This window comes from Clostridium sp. JNZ J1-5, assembly GCF_053901425.1.
Genome location: NZ_CM132773.1, coordinates 3302958 through 3317907, shown reverse-complemented (window position 1 = coordinate 3317907; position 14950 = coordinate 3302958). Strand labels below are relative to the sequence as shown.

Below are 14950 nucleotides of genomic sequence, written 5' to 3'. Positions count from 1 at the left end.
GAAAAGCGACCATTACAAAATAGAAGATTTTGTAATGGTCGCTTTTACAGAGTTACATGCAATTTTAAAATGAAGGAATTATTGCTCCTTTATATTGTTCTTCTATAAACTTCTTAATTTCTGGTGAAGTAATAGCTTCATTTAAAGCTTTAATATACTCTTTATCTTTATTTTCTTCTTTTACAGCAATAACATTAGAATATGGAGAGTCTTTATCCTCTATAGCAAGTGCATCTTTAAGAGGATTTAACCCTGCCGGTAATGCATAGTTGGTATTTATAACTGCTGCATCCACATCTTTTAAGGTTCTTGGAAGCTGTGCTGCTTCTAATTCTTGTATTTTAATATTTTTAGGATTTTCAGTAATATCTAATTTAGTTATTAACTGTCCTTCTTTAAACTTTAGAATTCCTTGCTTTTCTAATAGTCTTAGTGCTCTGGCTTCATTTGTAGGATCATTAGGAACTGCTATAGTTGCCCCATCCTTTAATTCTTTTAAATCTTTTACCTTTTGTGAGTATACTCCCATTGGTTCTAAATGAACTTTTGCTGTGTAAGCTAAATGAGTACCTTTTTCCTTATTAAATTTCTCTAAATAAGGAACATGTTGAAAGAAATTAGCATCTAAACTTCCATCTTCTACTGATGTATTTGGGATTACATAGTCATTAAATATTTTAATTTCTAAAGTATACCCCTTCTTTTCTAATATAGGCTTTACCTTTTCTAATATGGCAGCATGAGGTTCTGGAGATGCTCCAATTACAATATTTTTCTTTTCTTGTGGTTTTCCACTAGTATCCTTGCTCCCACATGCTGTTAACGTAATTGCCCCCACCACAATTAGCGTTCCTGTTAATAAAACTGATAATATTCTCTTATTCATATAAAAAGCCCCCTTAATATTAATTAATTTTTTATTTTATTATCAAAATAAACTACAAAATACATAATTGAAGTAGTCTATTTATTAACCTTTTTATATACAATAGTTCCTATACTTTGTAATCCCTGAACCATAATTATTAAAACTATTACTGTAGCTATCAAAATATCATTTCTAAACATTTGATATCCATAATTTATTGCTACGGCACCAAGACCTCCTGCTCCAATTGCACCAGCCATAGCTGAAAATCCAACTATACTAATAACAGTAAGAGTTATTCCAGAAATAATAGATGGAAGTGCTTCTGGAAGCATAACTTTAAATATTATCTGTGAAGTACTGGCTCCAAAGGACTTTGCTGCTTCAATTACTCCTTTATCTACTTCTTTAAGAGCAGCTTCAATAATTCTAGTAACAAACGGTGCTGATCCAATAGTTAATGGTACTATAGCAGCAGCTGTTCCAATAGATCTTCCTACTATAAATCTTGTAAATGGTATTAGTATTACCATCAAAACTATAAATGGGAAAGATCTTAAAATATTTATAAAAGCATCTAAAATTTTATAAACCGCTTCATTTGGTCTTAATCCATCTTTGCCTGTTATTATCATAATGATAGCTGGTATAAATCCTACTATTATTGCTAAAATTGTGGAAACTATAACCATAACTAGAGTTTCCCCTAAAGCTGGAAGCAATATTTTTTCAATCATATCCTATAACACCTCCCAATGCACATTTTGACTTTCTAAGTAAAAACAAACTTTATCTTTTTTATCCTCTGATATGTTAATTACTAAGCTCCCCAGTACACCTTGGCTAAATTTTTCAAGTTTTCCCCAAACAATTGAAAAATCCATATTTAATTCTCTTGCCATAGATGTTATTACACAGTTTTGGCTTAATTCCTTTGGAAAGAAAATCTTTATATTTACTCCATCCTCTGGCAATACCTCGTCTTCCCCTAAAAGGTTTTGCATCTCCTTGGTTGGATTAAGAAAAATTTCTTCTGCCTTCCCAAACTGTATTACTCTTCCTTCTTCCATCAGTGCTACTTTAGTACATACTTCTTTTATAACTTCCATTTGATGAGTTACTATTACTATTGTTATGCCTAGTTTTCTGTTTATTTCTCTTAATAGTTCTAGAATTGATTTTGTAGTTTTAGGATCTAATGCAGAAGTTGCCTCATCACAAAGAAGTATTTCTGGCTGAAGAGTTAAAGCTCTAGCAATAGCAACTCTCTGTTTTTGTCCTCCACTAAGTTCTTTTGGCATGCTCCTAGCCTTATCCTCAAGTCCCACTAGATTCAATAGTTCCTTTACTCTTTTATCCATCTCTTCCCTACTGTACCCCCAGATTTCCATTGGAAGAGAAACATTTTGCCATACATTTTTTCTATTAAGCAGACTAAAGTTTTGGAATATCATACCTATATTCTTTCTAAATTTTCTTAATTCTTCTTCACTTAATATATTAACTTCCTTATTATTTACTAATACGTTCCCCTTATCATAGGTTTCAAGTCCATTTATACATCTTAAAAAAGTTGACTTTCCTGCACCACTATGCCCCACTATCCCAAATATTTCCCCCTTTTCTATGCTCAAACTTACATCTTTTAAGACATGGTCCTTACCAAAGAACTTTTCTACATTTTTGATTTGTATCATTGTCTTACCCCCTGATTATTTCTATACCCCTTAAAACTTGCTAACTTTGGAAAAAATAAAAGACCTAAGGATATCCTTAGGTCTTAATAGATCTACCCTACCCTCATCTCTCAGCTTTCGCTGCAGGATTTAGCACCATTGTATATAATTCATATAATATATACCGGTTGCTGGGTTTCATCGGGCCAGTCCCTCCACCACTCTTGATAAGCCATATTAAGTTTTATTGTTAACAATTATATTATTAAGATTAATGTTTGTCAATAACATTTTTAAATTTTTATTGTTCTCTATTTTTTTCTAATTTATTCATTAATTCTATAACTTCTTCTAAAAACCTTAAATGCTCTTTCTCTTCATTGATTATTTCTAATACTGCTTTTTTTTCCTGTTCGTTTTCAATTTCACTTAAAATTCTTTCATAGGATTCTATGGTATCTCTTTCGTCTTTTGCTGCTGCTAAATATATACTAGTTTGAAGCTCTGATAGACTTCCAATTATTTTTTCTTCTCTCTTGTCTTGAAAAATACTTTTTAAATCTTTATAATTATGATTTTCTAAACTTTTAAATTCTAGATTTCTATCCTTCATCTCTTTAAATATGTTAAAATGCTTCTTTTCTTCAAGGGATAAAAATTCAAAAATTCCCTTTAACCACTCATCTTTACATAAATCAGCTGCTCTTTTATAGTAAGCTGATCCCTCTAACTCTGATTTCATAGCAAATTCATAAATATTCAAACCTATCACCTCTACATTATAAATTAATTTGAATCTATCTAAAAAATACAATTAATCTTACTGCATTTAAAAGGCTCCTGCACCTCCTCCACCGGCTCCACCAGTTGATCCGCTGGTTCCTCCGCCAGCCCCAGTAGATGGTACAACTCCTCCAAATGCTGAATTGATACTGTCATTAAACGGATTGGTTGCTTTATTATTGCTATATAAGATAAAATACCAGAATATAAAATTATTATTATAATCATAACTAGTCTCTATATATGGCTTAAATTTTTTTATTATTTTATCATCAAGTCCAAGTGAAATTGCATATATAAGGTATTCATCTAATGGATATTGTGAAAATTCATTTTGTATATTTTCCTCTTGTACCTTTTTTAGATATTTTCTAAATTGAGTCCATTTTATATATTCTATATATCCATGGTCACTTTTTCTATATACAAGAGCAATTCCCCATATAATAAAAATCACTCCAAGGATTATGTTGACTATTCCCATAAAAGCAGAAAAAGCTGTAAATATACATCCTGCTGTAAGTTCGATTATTCCCAGCACTATACAAGCTAAAGCGTATTTTTTGCCTCTTTCATCAAAATAGCCTCTGCTTTTAGCTTCCTCTTTAACAAGTTTACTCCACTTATTATAGTTTTGAGTAAACTTGGATGTGTTCTTTTTAGAGTAGCTTTTTATATCTTCTAAAGTTACATAAGTGCCATTTCCCATCTTCTCTATTACCCATTCTATAAAAAACTTTTCATGGTTTAATAATAAATCGTCTATTTCCTTTATTTTTGTTATCTTATAATTTTCATATTTCTTTTTCTTAGTTTTATTGTGTTCATTTTCTAACATGTCTTCTTCAAAATTTTCCACCCTTAGATAACCTTTTCTACATAAATCTAAAATAGTTGAAATTATGTCTTTAGTTCCTAAATAGCTTGAATATATTATACTTGCAACTGCTGGAGTACAATCTTCTGGAAGCATTATATAGAAATCTTCTTTATTAAACCTTACTTTTCTTCTAAAGGCTAATATTAATGCTACTATTAAAACAGCACTTCCTCCTGTAAACGCTATAGATCCATAATTTGAAAATTCTTTTCTCTTTTTAGCTCTCTCAATTTTATTCTTAATATCATCAGAATACTTTTTTTCTTCGCTTAAAATTCTAGAATAGGCCTCTTCATTTACAATTTTTCTAGAGTTAGGTATATATTCTTTAGGAAAAATCAGCCTTGCAGCTAAAATTTTTTCATCTGGAACACTTTCTCCATGCAAAACTACTGATCCTTTACCTGTAAAGTTTATAAGTCCATTTGATGGAATACGTCCAAATATTTTAACTTTATCCTCATAAGCAGGATATGGCAAATCTATATTTGCCGTAAATGAATCTACTGGAGTAGTGTTTTCAGTACCTAAAAAGTTATAGAAAAGCTCACCTACATCATTATATTTAATAGCTACGTTATTAACTTTATAGCTTATGGTAAAGGTTTTTTGCTCATTTTTAGAAGGGGAATATACTTTAATTTTTACATAATCATTTTTTTTATTTTCTAGCTCATAAACTCCTACATCACCTTTTGACCCCTTATCAACCTTTTTATATATAGCCTTATCTCCATTTTTACTGTCCCATATTTTTATATCACTAATTCCATCAGTCTTTTTTAAAGACACCTCTCTAAATACTCCATTAAATTTTCCTGAAAATTCATACGTAATATTTTCTTTAATATCTAATGAACCATCATCTAAAAGTTTAGCTTCAACCTTCCAATTTTTAATTTGGAACTTGTCTTCTGCTTTTGCTTCTAAGTTCAAAAAACTAGCCGAAATAATAACAAATGCAAGAAAAAACAGAATGCTTTTCAAACAATTCTTCAACTCCACTGCACCACCTATGTTTTGTATTTTAGTTCTATCTATATTTTATCATACTTATATTAACTAGCTATGTAAAATATTAAATCAATACTATATTTTATAAAAACTATGTGTTAATATTTTATTGTAATGTAAAATGTTAACATAAAATTATTTTATTTAAGGGGGGAAATAGCTCAATACAAGAGCGAAATTTATGAAAAAACTTAATTTTAAAATTTTTACCTGTTTTATTATTACACTGCTGTGTAGTTTATGTTTTAAAGTACCTTATGCTTTTGCAGAGGATACCTTAAACAATTACAAAATTAATGCAGTCTTTGATGAAAATAAAAAAGTGCTTACAGCTAATGAAACAATATCTTTCAATAACTCATACGGTAAAGACTTGAAGGATATTGTACTACACTTATATCCTGATTCCTATAATAGTGCTGAAACTTTACCTGGTATAGGAGGCATGCCACCTACTCTTGAGAAAGATCAAATAGGTGATATAACTATAACTAAAGTTCTTATAAATAACAAAAGTGTGGATTTCACACAAAAAAATCAAATTCTTAAGGTAAATCTTAATGAAAATTTAAAGCCTAAGGAAAAAGTAGATATTTACATAGATTTTACTTTAAAGCTTCCTTCTGGAAATAACCGTATGGGATACTCTAACGATATTTATAATTTTACTAATTGGTATCCTATTCTGTCTATATATAATCCTAAAACCGGTTTATGGGATGAAAGTCCTTTTCATCCAGTTGGTGAATCTAATTACTCTGAATCATCTAACTATGATTTTACAATTGAAACTTCTAAAAACATGGTAATTGCCTCTACAGGAGTTGATAAAAAAACAACTTTTAATGACAATAAAAAAACACTAAATGTTGCAGCTGAAAATGTTAGAGATTTTGTATTTATAATGAGTCCAAAGTTCAACGTAGTTTCTAAAACTGTAGATGGAACTAAGATAAATAGTTTTTATTATAATGATGAAAATGCTATAAAATCAAAAAAACAAGCTAATAAACTTTTAGATGTAGCTTCTGATTCTATAAAATTTTTCAGTAATACTTTTGGAAAATACCCTTTTGAAGAGTTCGATATAGTAGAAGCCGATTTATCTGGTGGAGCTATGGAATACCCACAACTTATTCAGATGGGGCATTACAATTTTAATCCTGATATTGATTATTTTCAAACCTTTACACACATGCCATTTGAAGTAGCCAGTACTGTACATGAAATTGGTCATCAATGGTGGTATTCTGTAGTTGGAAATAATGAGTTTAAAGAATCTTTTCTTGATGAATCTTTGACAACTTACTCCACAGCTTACTATTTTGAAAAACAGTACGGTAAGTATTTTCAAGAAAGTGCTTTTACACAGTTTAGACTACATTTATATCCAGATAAGACTGCAGGTCTACCTATAAATTCAAGCGTTGATAAGTTTGCTTCTTGGTCAGAATATTCAATGATAATTTATCGAAAAGGTCCTGTGGTATTTGAAGATTTAAAACAAAGAGTTGGTGAAGAAAAATTTGTAGAAATACTTAAAACATATTTTGAAAGATATAAATTTAAAAATGCAACTATTGATGGATTTTTAAGTATAATCAATGAAATAGCAGGAAAAGATATTGAGGCTGCCATAAGATCTGCCATAAATTCTAAGACTTATTCTCCAGAAAATTTAATGCTATCTGAAGAAGAAAGACGTAATTCTTATAGAGAAATAGATAAAAATAGAATTCTAAGTATGGACAAGCAATATGGAACATCTTTAGAAAGTTTTGTTGCTAAAGGATTAATTGGAGAAAAGCTATATATTATTAAGCCTTCTAACTTGACTCAGACTGAAGCTCCAGAAATAGATAACTTTCTTTCTATGCTTCAAGGTAGCCTTAAAGAACAGTATGGTATTGAGATTATAATAAAGAAAGATACAGAATTATCCTCTGAAGAATTAAAGAATAATAATTTGATGTTCATTGGAAACCCTTGGAACAACTCAGCTCTAGCTTTAGTTAACAGTGAGCTTCCTGTTTCTATAACCAAGCATTCTCTTACCATGAAAGACTTAACTATCCACAGCAATGATATATCAGGTCAATTTGCAGCTGAAAATCCTAACAATAAAAATAAAATAATTTTAGTCTTTTTCTGGACTAAAGATATAAACCTTGATCAATCTAACTACTATAGAAACTATTCTGATGAAATACCATTACAGTTTAATATAAACGTTAATAGCAAAAAAAATATTTCTGGAAGATACTAATATTATTACAAGCAATGGTATAAAACTATTAAGTTTTATACCATTGCAATAAAAATTTATTAACCGCATATCATATTATTAATAGCTTCTCCAGGTGCTACCATAGGAAACACTTTCTCACTAGAATCTATCTTACAGTCAATTATAATAGGCTCATTAAGAGATAAGGCATATTCTAAAGCCTCATGAACCTCTTCATTAGCTGTAATTTTTATGGATTTTATTTTATAAGCTTCCCCAAGCTTTACAAAATCAACCTCATCTTCAAAAACAGTATAAGAAAAGCGTCCTTCATAAAATATTTCCTGCCACTGTTTAACCATCCCAAGGGAACTATTATTTAAAACCAACTGAACTATTGGAATTTTGTATTTAGCTATTGTAGCAAGTTCTGTTGAATTCATTTTAAAACTTCCATCACCTGCTACATTAATAACTTTCTTACCTGTATTTCCAAAGTATGCCCCAATAGCTGCTCCAAGTCCAAATCCCATAGTTCCAAGTCCTCCCGAAGATATAAAAGATCTTGGTTCTAAATATTTATAATACTGTGCTGCCCATATCTGGTTTTGCCCTACCTCTGTAGTTATAATACATTCTCCCTTTGTAAGTTCATATAATTTCTCAATTATATATTGTCCGCTTAAAACCTCATTTTTATTATATGCTAGAGGATACTTTCTTTTCCATTCCTGTACTTGATGATTCCAACTTCCTTCTGCTTTTTCATTTATCCCTTCGTTTATAAGTTCTAAAACTTCCTTTACATCTCCTCTTATTGGAACATCTACTCTAACATTTTTACCTATTTCCATTTCATCAATATCTATATGAATAATTTTAGCCCCCGGTGCAAAACTTTCAACTTTACTTGTTACACGATCACTAAACCTTGCCCCAATTGCAATCAATAGATCGCATTTTGTTATTGCATAATTAGAACATCTTGTTCCATGCATTCCTATCATCCCTGTAAAATACTTATGATTTCCCGGGAAACCACCAAGTGCCATTAAACTACAGGTGACAGGAGATTTGATCTTTTCAGAAAACCTAATTATTTCTCTGCTAGCTCCTGAACTAATAATTCCGCCACCAGCATAAATAATTGGTCTTTCTGAAGAGTTTATTAAATTTACTGCCTTATTAATATCTTCTTTTAATCTATTATTTAAGAATGAACTTGCCCCCACTTCATCAATGCTTTTAAATCCTATTTCTCTGTATTCAGTTTCTGATACTTGAATGTCCTTTGGAATATCAATAACAACAGGTCCTTTTCTCCCCTCATTTGCTATTTTAAAAGCTTTTTCAAGTATTAATGGAAGATCATTTACATTCTCCACTATGAAATTTTTCTTAGTTATTGGAGTTGTAATTCCTAAAATATCTACCTCTTGAAAAGCTGACTTCCCTATTTGAGATAATGGAACTTGCCCTGTTATAATTACCATTGGAACGGAATCTCTATATGCAGTTGCAATTCCTGTAACTGTGTTCGTTGCCCCAGGCCCTGAAGTTACTAGAACTACACCTACTTTTCCAGTAGCCCTTGCATATCCATCTGCTGCATGAGTAGCCCCCTGCTCATGAGCAGTTAAAATATGCTTTATTTCTTTTTCATCATATATAGCATCATAAATCGGAAGTACTGCCCCTCCAGGATATCCAAAAATGATCTCCACCCCAAGTCTTTTTAGACACCTTAATAAAATCTTAGCCCCATTTAATTTCATTTATAAATCCCCCAATATAAAAGCTTTATCCCCATATAATATTAGCTCTGTTTTAAAACTTAGCCTAAATTTACTTTGCGTTAATCCACGCCATCATTTTTCTTAGTTCGCTGCCCACTTTCTCAATTTCATGCTCTCTTGCTGCTTTTCTCATTGCATTAAATTTAGGTCTATTAACCTTGTTCTCAAGCAACCATTCTTTTGCAAAACTTCCATTTTGAATTTCTGAAAGCACCTTTTTCATTTCTTTTTTTGTCTCTTCTGTCACTATTCTATCCCCAACTACATAGTCTCCATATTCTGCAGTGTCACTTATTGAATATCTCATGTAATTGAAGCCACCTTCATATATGAGATCTACAATAAGTTTCATTTCATGTACACACTCAAAATAAGCGTTTTCCGGTGCATATCCCGCTTCAACTAATGTCTCAAAGCCAGCTTTCATAAGTGCAGTTACCCCTCCACAAAGAACTGCCTGTTCACCAAATAAATCTGTCTCAGTTTCATCTTTAAAAGTTGTTTCTAGAACTCCCCCCCGGGTTCCACCTATTCCCTTAGCATAAGCAAGAGCGTACTCCTTGGCTTTTTTTGTATAATCTTGAGCCACAGCTATAAGGCAAGGTACTCCACCGCCTTCACTATATTGTCTTCTTACAATATGCCCTGGACCCTTTGGCGCAATCATGAATACATCCACATATTCTGGTGGAACTATTTGTCCAAAATGAATGTTAAATCCGTGTGCAAATACTAGAGCGTCTCCTTCATTAAGATTTGGCTGAACTTTTTCTTTGTATACTTCTGCTTGTTTTTCATCTGGTATAAGCATTACAACTATATCAGCCTTCTTTACAGCTTCAGCTGTTTCTAATACTTCAAGTCCTGCACTTTCTGCTGCTTCTTTTGACTTACTTCCATCATAAAGCCCTACAACTACATCAACCCCGCTCTCCTTAAGGTTTAACGCATGTGCATGCCCTTGGCTTCCAAAACCAATTACAGCTACTTTTTTCCCCTTTAGTAATTCTAAATTTGCATCCTGTTGATAATAAACCTTTGCCATTATTAATAGCCCCCTTTTAACTAAGCATTACTGATGTAGGTATTTTAGATAATAAAAAAAGACTCCTTTGCCATGAGGCGAAGGAATCTATATCCGCGGTACCACTCAATTTTATTACTTAAATTTTTAACGGCATTGCCGGCTCAGCTTACTCTATTTCAGCTTGCAGCTCCAGGGTGATTTTCAATAAAACATCATCTATGGGCTTTCACCTAATCCCACTCTCTGTAAGACTACCTTTTTATTTACTCTCCCTTTCAAAGCTTTTCAATATAAAATTTTAAAAATAAAAAAGACTCCTTTGCCATGAGGCGAAGAAGTCTATATCCGCGGTACCACCCAATTTTATTACTTAAATTTTAACGGCATTGCCGGCTCAGCTTACTCTATTTCAGCTTGCAACTCTGGGGTGATTTTCAATAAAACATCATCTATGGGCTTTCACCTAATCCCACTCTCTGTAAGACTACCTTTTTACTTACTTTTCCCCTTCTTCGTTTTTTATTAATAATTTTATGTTTGAAAAAAGTATACTATCATAAATTTTTCCTGTCAAGAGGCAATGTTAATTCTTTTACTATTTTGTAATATAAGTAATAGTTGAAGTAAGAACTAAGAAGTAATAGTTGTGGTGAAAATTCAGCCTTGCTGAATTTTTTCATAAACTTTTACCTCTTACTTCTTACTTTTTTTCAGTTGCTTCGCAACTTTCTTATATTGTCACCAAACTAAACTTTAGGAACTTCTAAGATAGCACCCCTATTTCCAGACGTAACTAATGCAGCATATCTTGCAAGATAACCCGTTGTAATGTTTGGCTGCCTAGGTTTCCAATTAGCTCTTCTTCTTTCTAACTCCTCATCACTTACAACAAAATTAATTGTATTAGCCATGATATCAATTTGAATAATATCTCCTTCTTCAACTAGTGCAATATTTCCTCCTACTGCAGCCTCTGGAGAAACATGTCCAATCGATGCACCTCTGCTGGCTCCACTAAAACGTCCATCTGTTATTAGTGCAACTGTACTGCCAAGACCTCTTCCCATAATAGCAGAGGTTGGATTAAGCATTTCTCTCATTCCAGGGCCTCCCTTAGGTCCTTCATATCTAATAACAACAACATCTCCATCAACTATTTTCCCAGTGTTGATAGCCTCTAAAGCATCCTCTTCACAATCAAAAACCCTTGCTGGACCTTCGTGCTTTAACATTTCAGGTACAACTGCTGAACGTTTAACAACACATGAATCTGGAGCAAGATTTCCTTTAAGAACTGCTATGCCACCAGTCTTGCTATAAGGATTTTCAACTGGTCTAATAACCTGTGGATTTTTGTTGTAACAATTTTTAATGTTTTCACCAACAGTTTTTCCTGTACATGTAATTAGATCTGTATTTAACAGACCCAGTTTATTTACTTCGTTCATAACTGCATAAATACCGCCAGCCTCATTTAAATCTTCAATGTAAGTATGCCCTGCTGGAGCAAGGTGACAAAGATTTGGGGTCTTACTGCTTATTTCATTTGCTATATCTATATCTAATTCAATTCCTACTTCATGAGCAATGGCTGGTAAATGCAACATGCTATTTGTGCTGCAACCAAGAGCCATATCCATAGTTAAAGCATTCTTGAAAGCATCCTCAGTCATAATATCTCTTGGTTTTATGTCTCTTTCAATTAGCTCCATAATTTTCATACCTGCATGCTTTGCAAGCTTTATTCTTTCTGAGTAAACTGCTGGAATTGTTCCGTTTCCTTGCAATGCCATTCCAAGAACTTCGGTTAAGCAGTTCATGCTGTTAGCTGTATACATCCCTGAGCAAGATCCACAAGTTGGACAAGCTTTATTTTCAAATTCTTCTAGTTTCTCTTCTGAAATTTTTCCTGCATTAAAAGCCCCAACTGCCTCAAACATACTTGAAAGACTTGTTTTACATCCATCTACTTTTCCTGCAAGCATAGGACCACCACTTACAAAAATAGTTGGAATATTAACTCTTGCTGCTGCCATTAAAAGACCTGGTACATTTTTATCACAATTTGGTACCATCACAAGGCCATCAAATGCATGAGCCATTGCCATTGCTTCTGTTGAATCAGCAATTAAGTCCCTTGTAACCAGTGAATACTTCATTCCTTGATGCCCCATAGCTATACCGTCACATACTGCAATTGCAGGAAAAACAATTGGTGTCCCTCCAGCCATTGCCACTCCCATTTTAACTGCATCTACTACTTTGTCAAGATTCATATGCCCTGGTACAATATCATTCTGTGAGCTTACAATACCTATAAGAGGTCTTTCCATTTCTTCTTTAGTAAAACCTAAGGCATTGAATAAGGAACGGTGTGGTGCACTTTTTGTTCCTTTTTTTACTGCATCACTTATCATAGTTATTCCCCCTTTTTAAGTTATACGAAAGCTTTATAAATTGAATCTATTGCTCTTTCAAAATCTTTTGTTTCCACCCCAATTATAATATTTATTTCACTTGAACCTTGATCTATCATCCTTATATTCACATTATTTTTTGCTAATGAATTAAATAATTTTTCAGAAACTCCAACTGCCTTTGCCATCCTTCTTCCTACTGTAGCTATTAACGCCATGTTAGGAATAACTTGAATAGAGTCAGGATTACATTGTCTTTTAATTTCATCTAAAATCTTATCTATTTTATTATTAAGTTGGGCATCTTCAATTACAACACATATAGTATCTATGCCTGAAGGCATATGCTCAAAAGATACTCCATAAATCTCTAGTATAGATAAAAGTCTTCTTCCAAAACCTATTTCAGCATTCATATAAGCTTTTTCTATTGAAATTACTGTAAAGTCCTTTCTACCTGCTATTCCTGTTATTGTACCTATTCCATCATCAATATCTATGTCATTTATAATTATAGTTCCTTTATCATCTGGTGAATTTGTATTCTTTATATTTATTGGTATGCCGCCTTCTCTTGCTGGAAAAATAGCTTCCTCATGTAAAACTGTAGCTCCCATATATGCAAGCTCTCTTAATTCTTTATAAGTAATCTTTTCAATAGGCTTTGGATTTTTAACTATCCTAGGATCAGCCATTAAAAATCCTGAAACATCTGTCCAGTTTTCATATAATTCTGCTTCCACATCTCTAGCAACTATAGCTCCAGTAATATCTGAACCTCCACGAGTGAAAGTCTTAATATTTCCATCTGCCATAGCACCATAAAATCCAGGGATAACAGCTCTTTTAACACTAGATAATTTCTTTCTAATAGCTGCTCTAGTACTTTCTGAATCAAAACATCCATATTGATCAAATAAAATCACTTCAGCAGCATCTACAAATTCATATCCTAAATAATTTGCAAGTATCAATCCATTCAAGTATTCTCCCCTACTTGCAGCATAATCTGCTGTAGTTCCTTCTACGATTTTTTCTTTAACTTCCTGTAAATAAGAAGCTATATCTATATTTACCTCTAGTTCAGCTACAATTTCCTTATATCTATCTTCTATAATGCTAAAGACATCATTAAAAGATATTCCATGTTCTACATGGGCATGACATAAATAAAATAAATCTGTGATTTTATAATCTTTATTATGCCTTTTGCCCGGTGCTGAAGGTACTATATACCTTCTTTTACTATCTTGTAAGACGATATTTTTTACCTTCCTAAACTGTTCTGCATTAGCTAATGAACTGCCCCCAAATTTAGCTACTACTACATTATTCATTTTTAAAACACCCCATTTATTATTAATCTTGTATTAAAATACACGCTAATTTTATTCAAAAACATGTATAATCATAAATCTTATCATATCTACAAAATATTTCAATGTTTTTTATAGATTTTATAACTTACTTAGCATGTCTAAGGGTACATAGAACTTACTATATCTTTTTCCTAATTTATCTACATAGTTACCTTTAGAATCTAAAATCATAACTACAGCCCTTTTATTTATTCTATATATAAATCCATTTTTATTTTGCTTGTTGTATATAAAAGTAACTTTATCCCCTACCATAAGCCCAGAATTATTGCTAATTATTTCGCTATTAGTTGGAAGAGAATGGTACACTCCCTTATGTCCAAAAATATTGTTTGCTATAGTTTTAAATTGGCTATTTTTGCAGCTAGATTTTGAAAAGACATAAAATTCTATAAAATGAATTAATTCATGCTCAAATACAAGAATCAATGCATGAAGTGCATCAATTGTTTTAATACCTACAACAAACTTTTCTTTTATTAATTCATAATACTGAAATAAAAAATTCACTCCTATTCTTATTTCATATATTTGTTTCTCCTCTGGTAATTTTATATTATTTCGTGGAATTATAGTTTTGCCTGCACTTTTGCTCATCCTTTTAGATAGAGAAAACTTAACCTTACCAAAAAAATTATTTTTAAAATAGTTATTAAAAAAGTATTTGTCATATAAATTAAATAATAATTTTAAATCTTCTTCCCCTATGCTTGTAATTCTTCCACTTTTTATATTACTTGAAATGCTTATAAATTCTTTCCTTAGCAATTTTCTTTTATTTAATATAATATTCTCATCATATTTTATATTAATTAATTCTGTTTTCTCCATAATTTATCTCCTAATAGCCACTAATAAAAAAAGTTTATTTCTAGTCTAATCA

At 31.7% G+C, this 14950-nt stretch carries 11 protein-coding genes, 1 riboswitch and 2 other annotated features; of the genes, 1 reads left to right on the top strand and 10 read right to left on the bottom strand.

What is annotated here, in order from left to right:
• Positions 1-64: 64 nt before the first annotated feature.
• The 5 genes from ACWW38_RS15855 to ACWW38_RS15835 form a co-directional block, all read right to left on the bottom strand.
• Positions 65-886, bottom strand: coding sequence for a MetQ/NlpA family ABC transporter substrate-binding protein (locus tag ACWW38_RS15855; protein WP_456258497.1), 822 nt, complete (start codon positions 884-886; stop codon positions 65-67).
• A 77-nt stretch (positions 887-963) separates the two neighbouring features.
• Positions 964-1605: a methionine ABC transporter permease gene (locus ACWW38_RS15850; RefSeq protein ID WP_456258496.1), complete on the bottom strand. Its 642-nt coding sequence runs from the start codon at positions 1603-1605 to the stop codon at positions 964-966.
• A gap of 3 nt (positions 1606-1608) precedes the next feature.
• On the bottom strand, positions 1609-2565 hold the full coding sequence (locus ACWW38_RS15845) for a methionine ABC transporter ATP-binding protein (RefSeq protein WP_456258495.1): 957 nt from the start codon (positions 2563-2565) through the stop codon (positions 1609-1611).
• Between the two features lie 100 nt (positions 2566-2665).
• Positions 2666-2778: riboswitch (SAM riboswitch) on the bottom strand.
• Positions 2779-2845: 67 nt separating this feature from the next.
• On the bottom strand, positions 2846-3307 hold the full coding sequence (locus tag ACWW38_RS15840; RefSeq protein WP_456258494.1) for a ferritin family protein: 462 nt from the start codon (positions 3305-3307) through the stop codon (positions 2846-2848).
• A 66-nt stretch (positions 3308-3373) separates the two neighbouring features.
• A complete protein-coding gene (locus ACWW38_RS15835) occupies positions 3374-5206 on the bottom strand; it encodes a DUF2207 family protein (protein ID WP_456258493.1) in 1833 nt (610 codons plus the stop codon).
• 196 nt (positions 5207-5402) lie between these two features.
• Here ACWW38_RS15835 and ACWW38_RS15830 point away from each other — a divergent pair, with 196 nt between their 5' ends.
• Entirely contained in the window at positions 5403-7487 is a 2085-nt protein-coding gene (locus ACWW38_RS15830; RefSeq protein WP_456258492.1) for a M1 family metallopeptidase, read from the top strand.
• 59 nt (positions 7488-7546) lie between these two features.
• On the opposite strand, the gene ilvB is transcribed toward ACWW38_RS15830, so the two are convergent.
• From ilvB to ACWW38_RS15805, 5 genes are all read right to left on the bottom strand, one after another.
• Positions 7547-9223, bottom strand: a complete 1677-nt coding sequence (ilvB, locus tag ACWW38_RS15825; RefSeq protein WP_456258491.1) for a biosynthetic-type acetolactate synthase large subunit — start codon at positions 9221-9223, stop codon at positions 7547-7549.
• 70 nt (positions 9224-9293) lie between these two features.
• Positions 9294-10289 carry a ketol-acid reductoisomerase gene (gene ilvC / locus ACWW38_RS15820; protein ID WP_456258490.1) on the bottom strand — a complete coding sequence of 332 codons (996 nt, stop codon included), beginning with the start codon at positions 10287-10289 and terminating at the stop codon, positions 9294-9296.
• A 70-nt stretch (positions 10290-10359) separates the two neighbouring features.
• Positions 10360-10559 (bottom strand) — a binding site (T-box leader).
• A gap of 34 nt (positions 10560-10593) precedes the next feature.
• Positions 10594-10793: a binding site (T-box leader), on the bottom strand.
• Positions 10794-11017: 224 nt separating this feature from the next.
• Complete coding sequence (gene ilvD, locus ACWW38_RS15815; RefSeq protein ID WP_456258489.1) at positions 11018-12688, bottom strand: dihydroxy-acid dehydratase; 1671 nt, start codon at positions 12686-12688, stop codon at positions 11018-11020.
• A 20-nt stretch (positions 12689-12708) separates the two neighbouring features.
• Complete coding sequence (locus ACWW38_RS15810; protein ID WP_456258488.1) at positions 12709-14025, bottom strand: aspartate kinase; 1317 nt, start codon at positions 14023-14025, stop codon at positions 12709-12711.
• 120 nt (positions 14026-14145) lie between these two features.
• Entirely contained in the window at positions 14146-14898 is a 753-nt protein-coding gene (locus ACWW38_RS15805) for a hypothetical protein (protein WP_456258487.1), read from the bottom strand.
• Between the last annotated feature and the right edge of the window lie 52 nt (positions 14899-14950).

What these genes read in the sequence shown, in the direction of transcription:
- ACWW38_RS15855 (WP_456258497.1), bottom strand. Translation starts at nt 886, where the DNA reads ATGAATAAGAGAATATTATCAGTTTTATTAACAGGAACGCTAATTGTG.
- ACWW38_RS15850 (WP_456258496.1), bottom strand. Translation starts at nt 1,605, where the DNA reads ATGATTGAAAAAATATTGCTTCCAGCTTTAGGGGAAACTCTAGTTATG.
- ACWW38_RS15845 (WP_456258495.1), bottom strand. Translation starts at nt 2,565, where the DNA reads ATGATACAAATCAAAAATGTAGAAAAGTTCTTTGGTAAGGACCATGTC.
- ACWW38_RS15830 (WP_456258492.1), top strand. Translation starts at nt 5,403, where the DNA reads ATGAAAAAACTTAATTTTAAAATTTTTACCTGTTTTATTATTACACTG.
- ilvB (WP_456258491.1), bottom strand. Translation starts at nt 9,223, where the DNA reads ATGAAATTAAATGGGGCTAAGATTTTATTAAGGTGTCTAAAAAGACTT.
- ilvC (WP_456258490.1), bottom strand. Translation starts at nt 10,289, where the DNA reads ATGGCAAAGGTTTATTATCAACAGGATGCAAATTTAGAATTACTAAAG.
- ilvD (WP_456258489.1), bottom strand. Translation starts at nt 12,688, where the DNA reads ATGATAAGTGATGCAGTAAAAAAAGGAACAAAAAGTGCACCACACCGT.
- ACWW38_RS15810 (WP_456258488.1), bottom strand. Translation starts at nt 14,025, where the DNA reads ATGAATAATGTAGTAGTAGCTAAATTTGGGGGCAGTTCATTAGCTAAT.
- ACWW38_RS15805 (WP_456258487.1), bottom strand. Translation starts at nt 14,898, where the DNA reads ATGGAGAAAACAGAATTAATTAATATAAAATATGATGAGAATATTATA.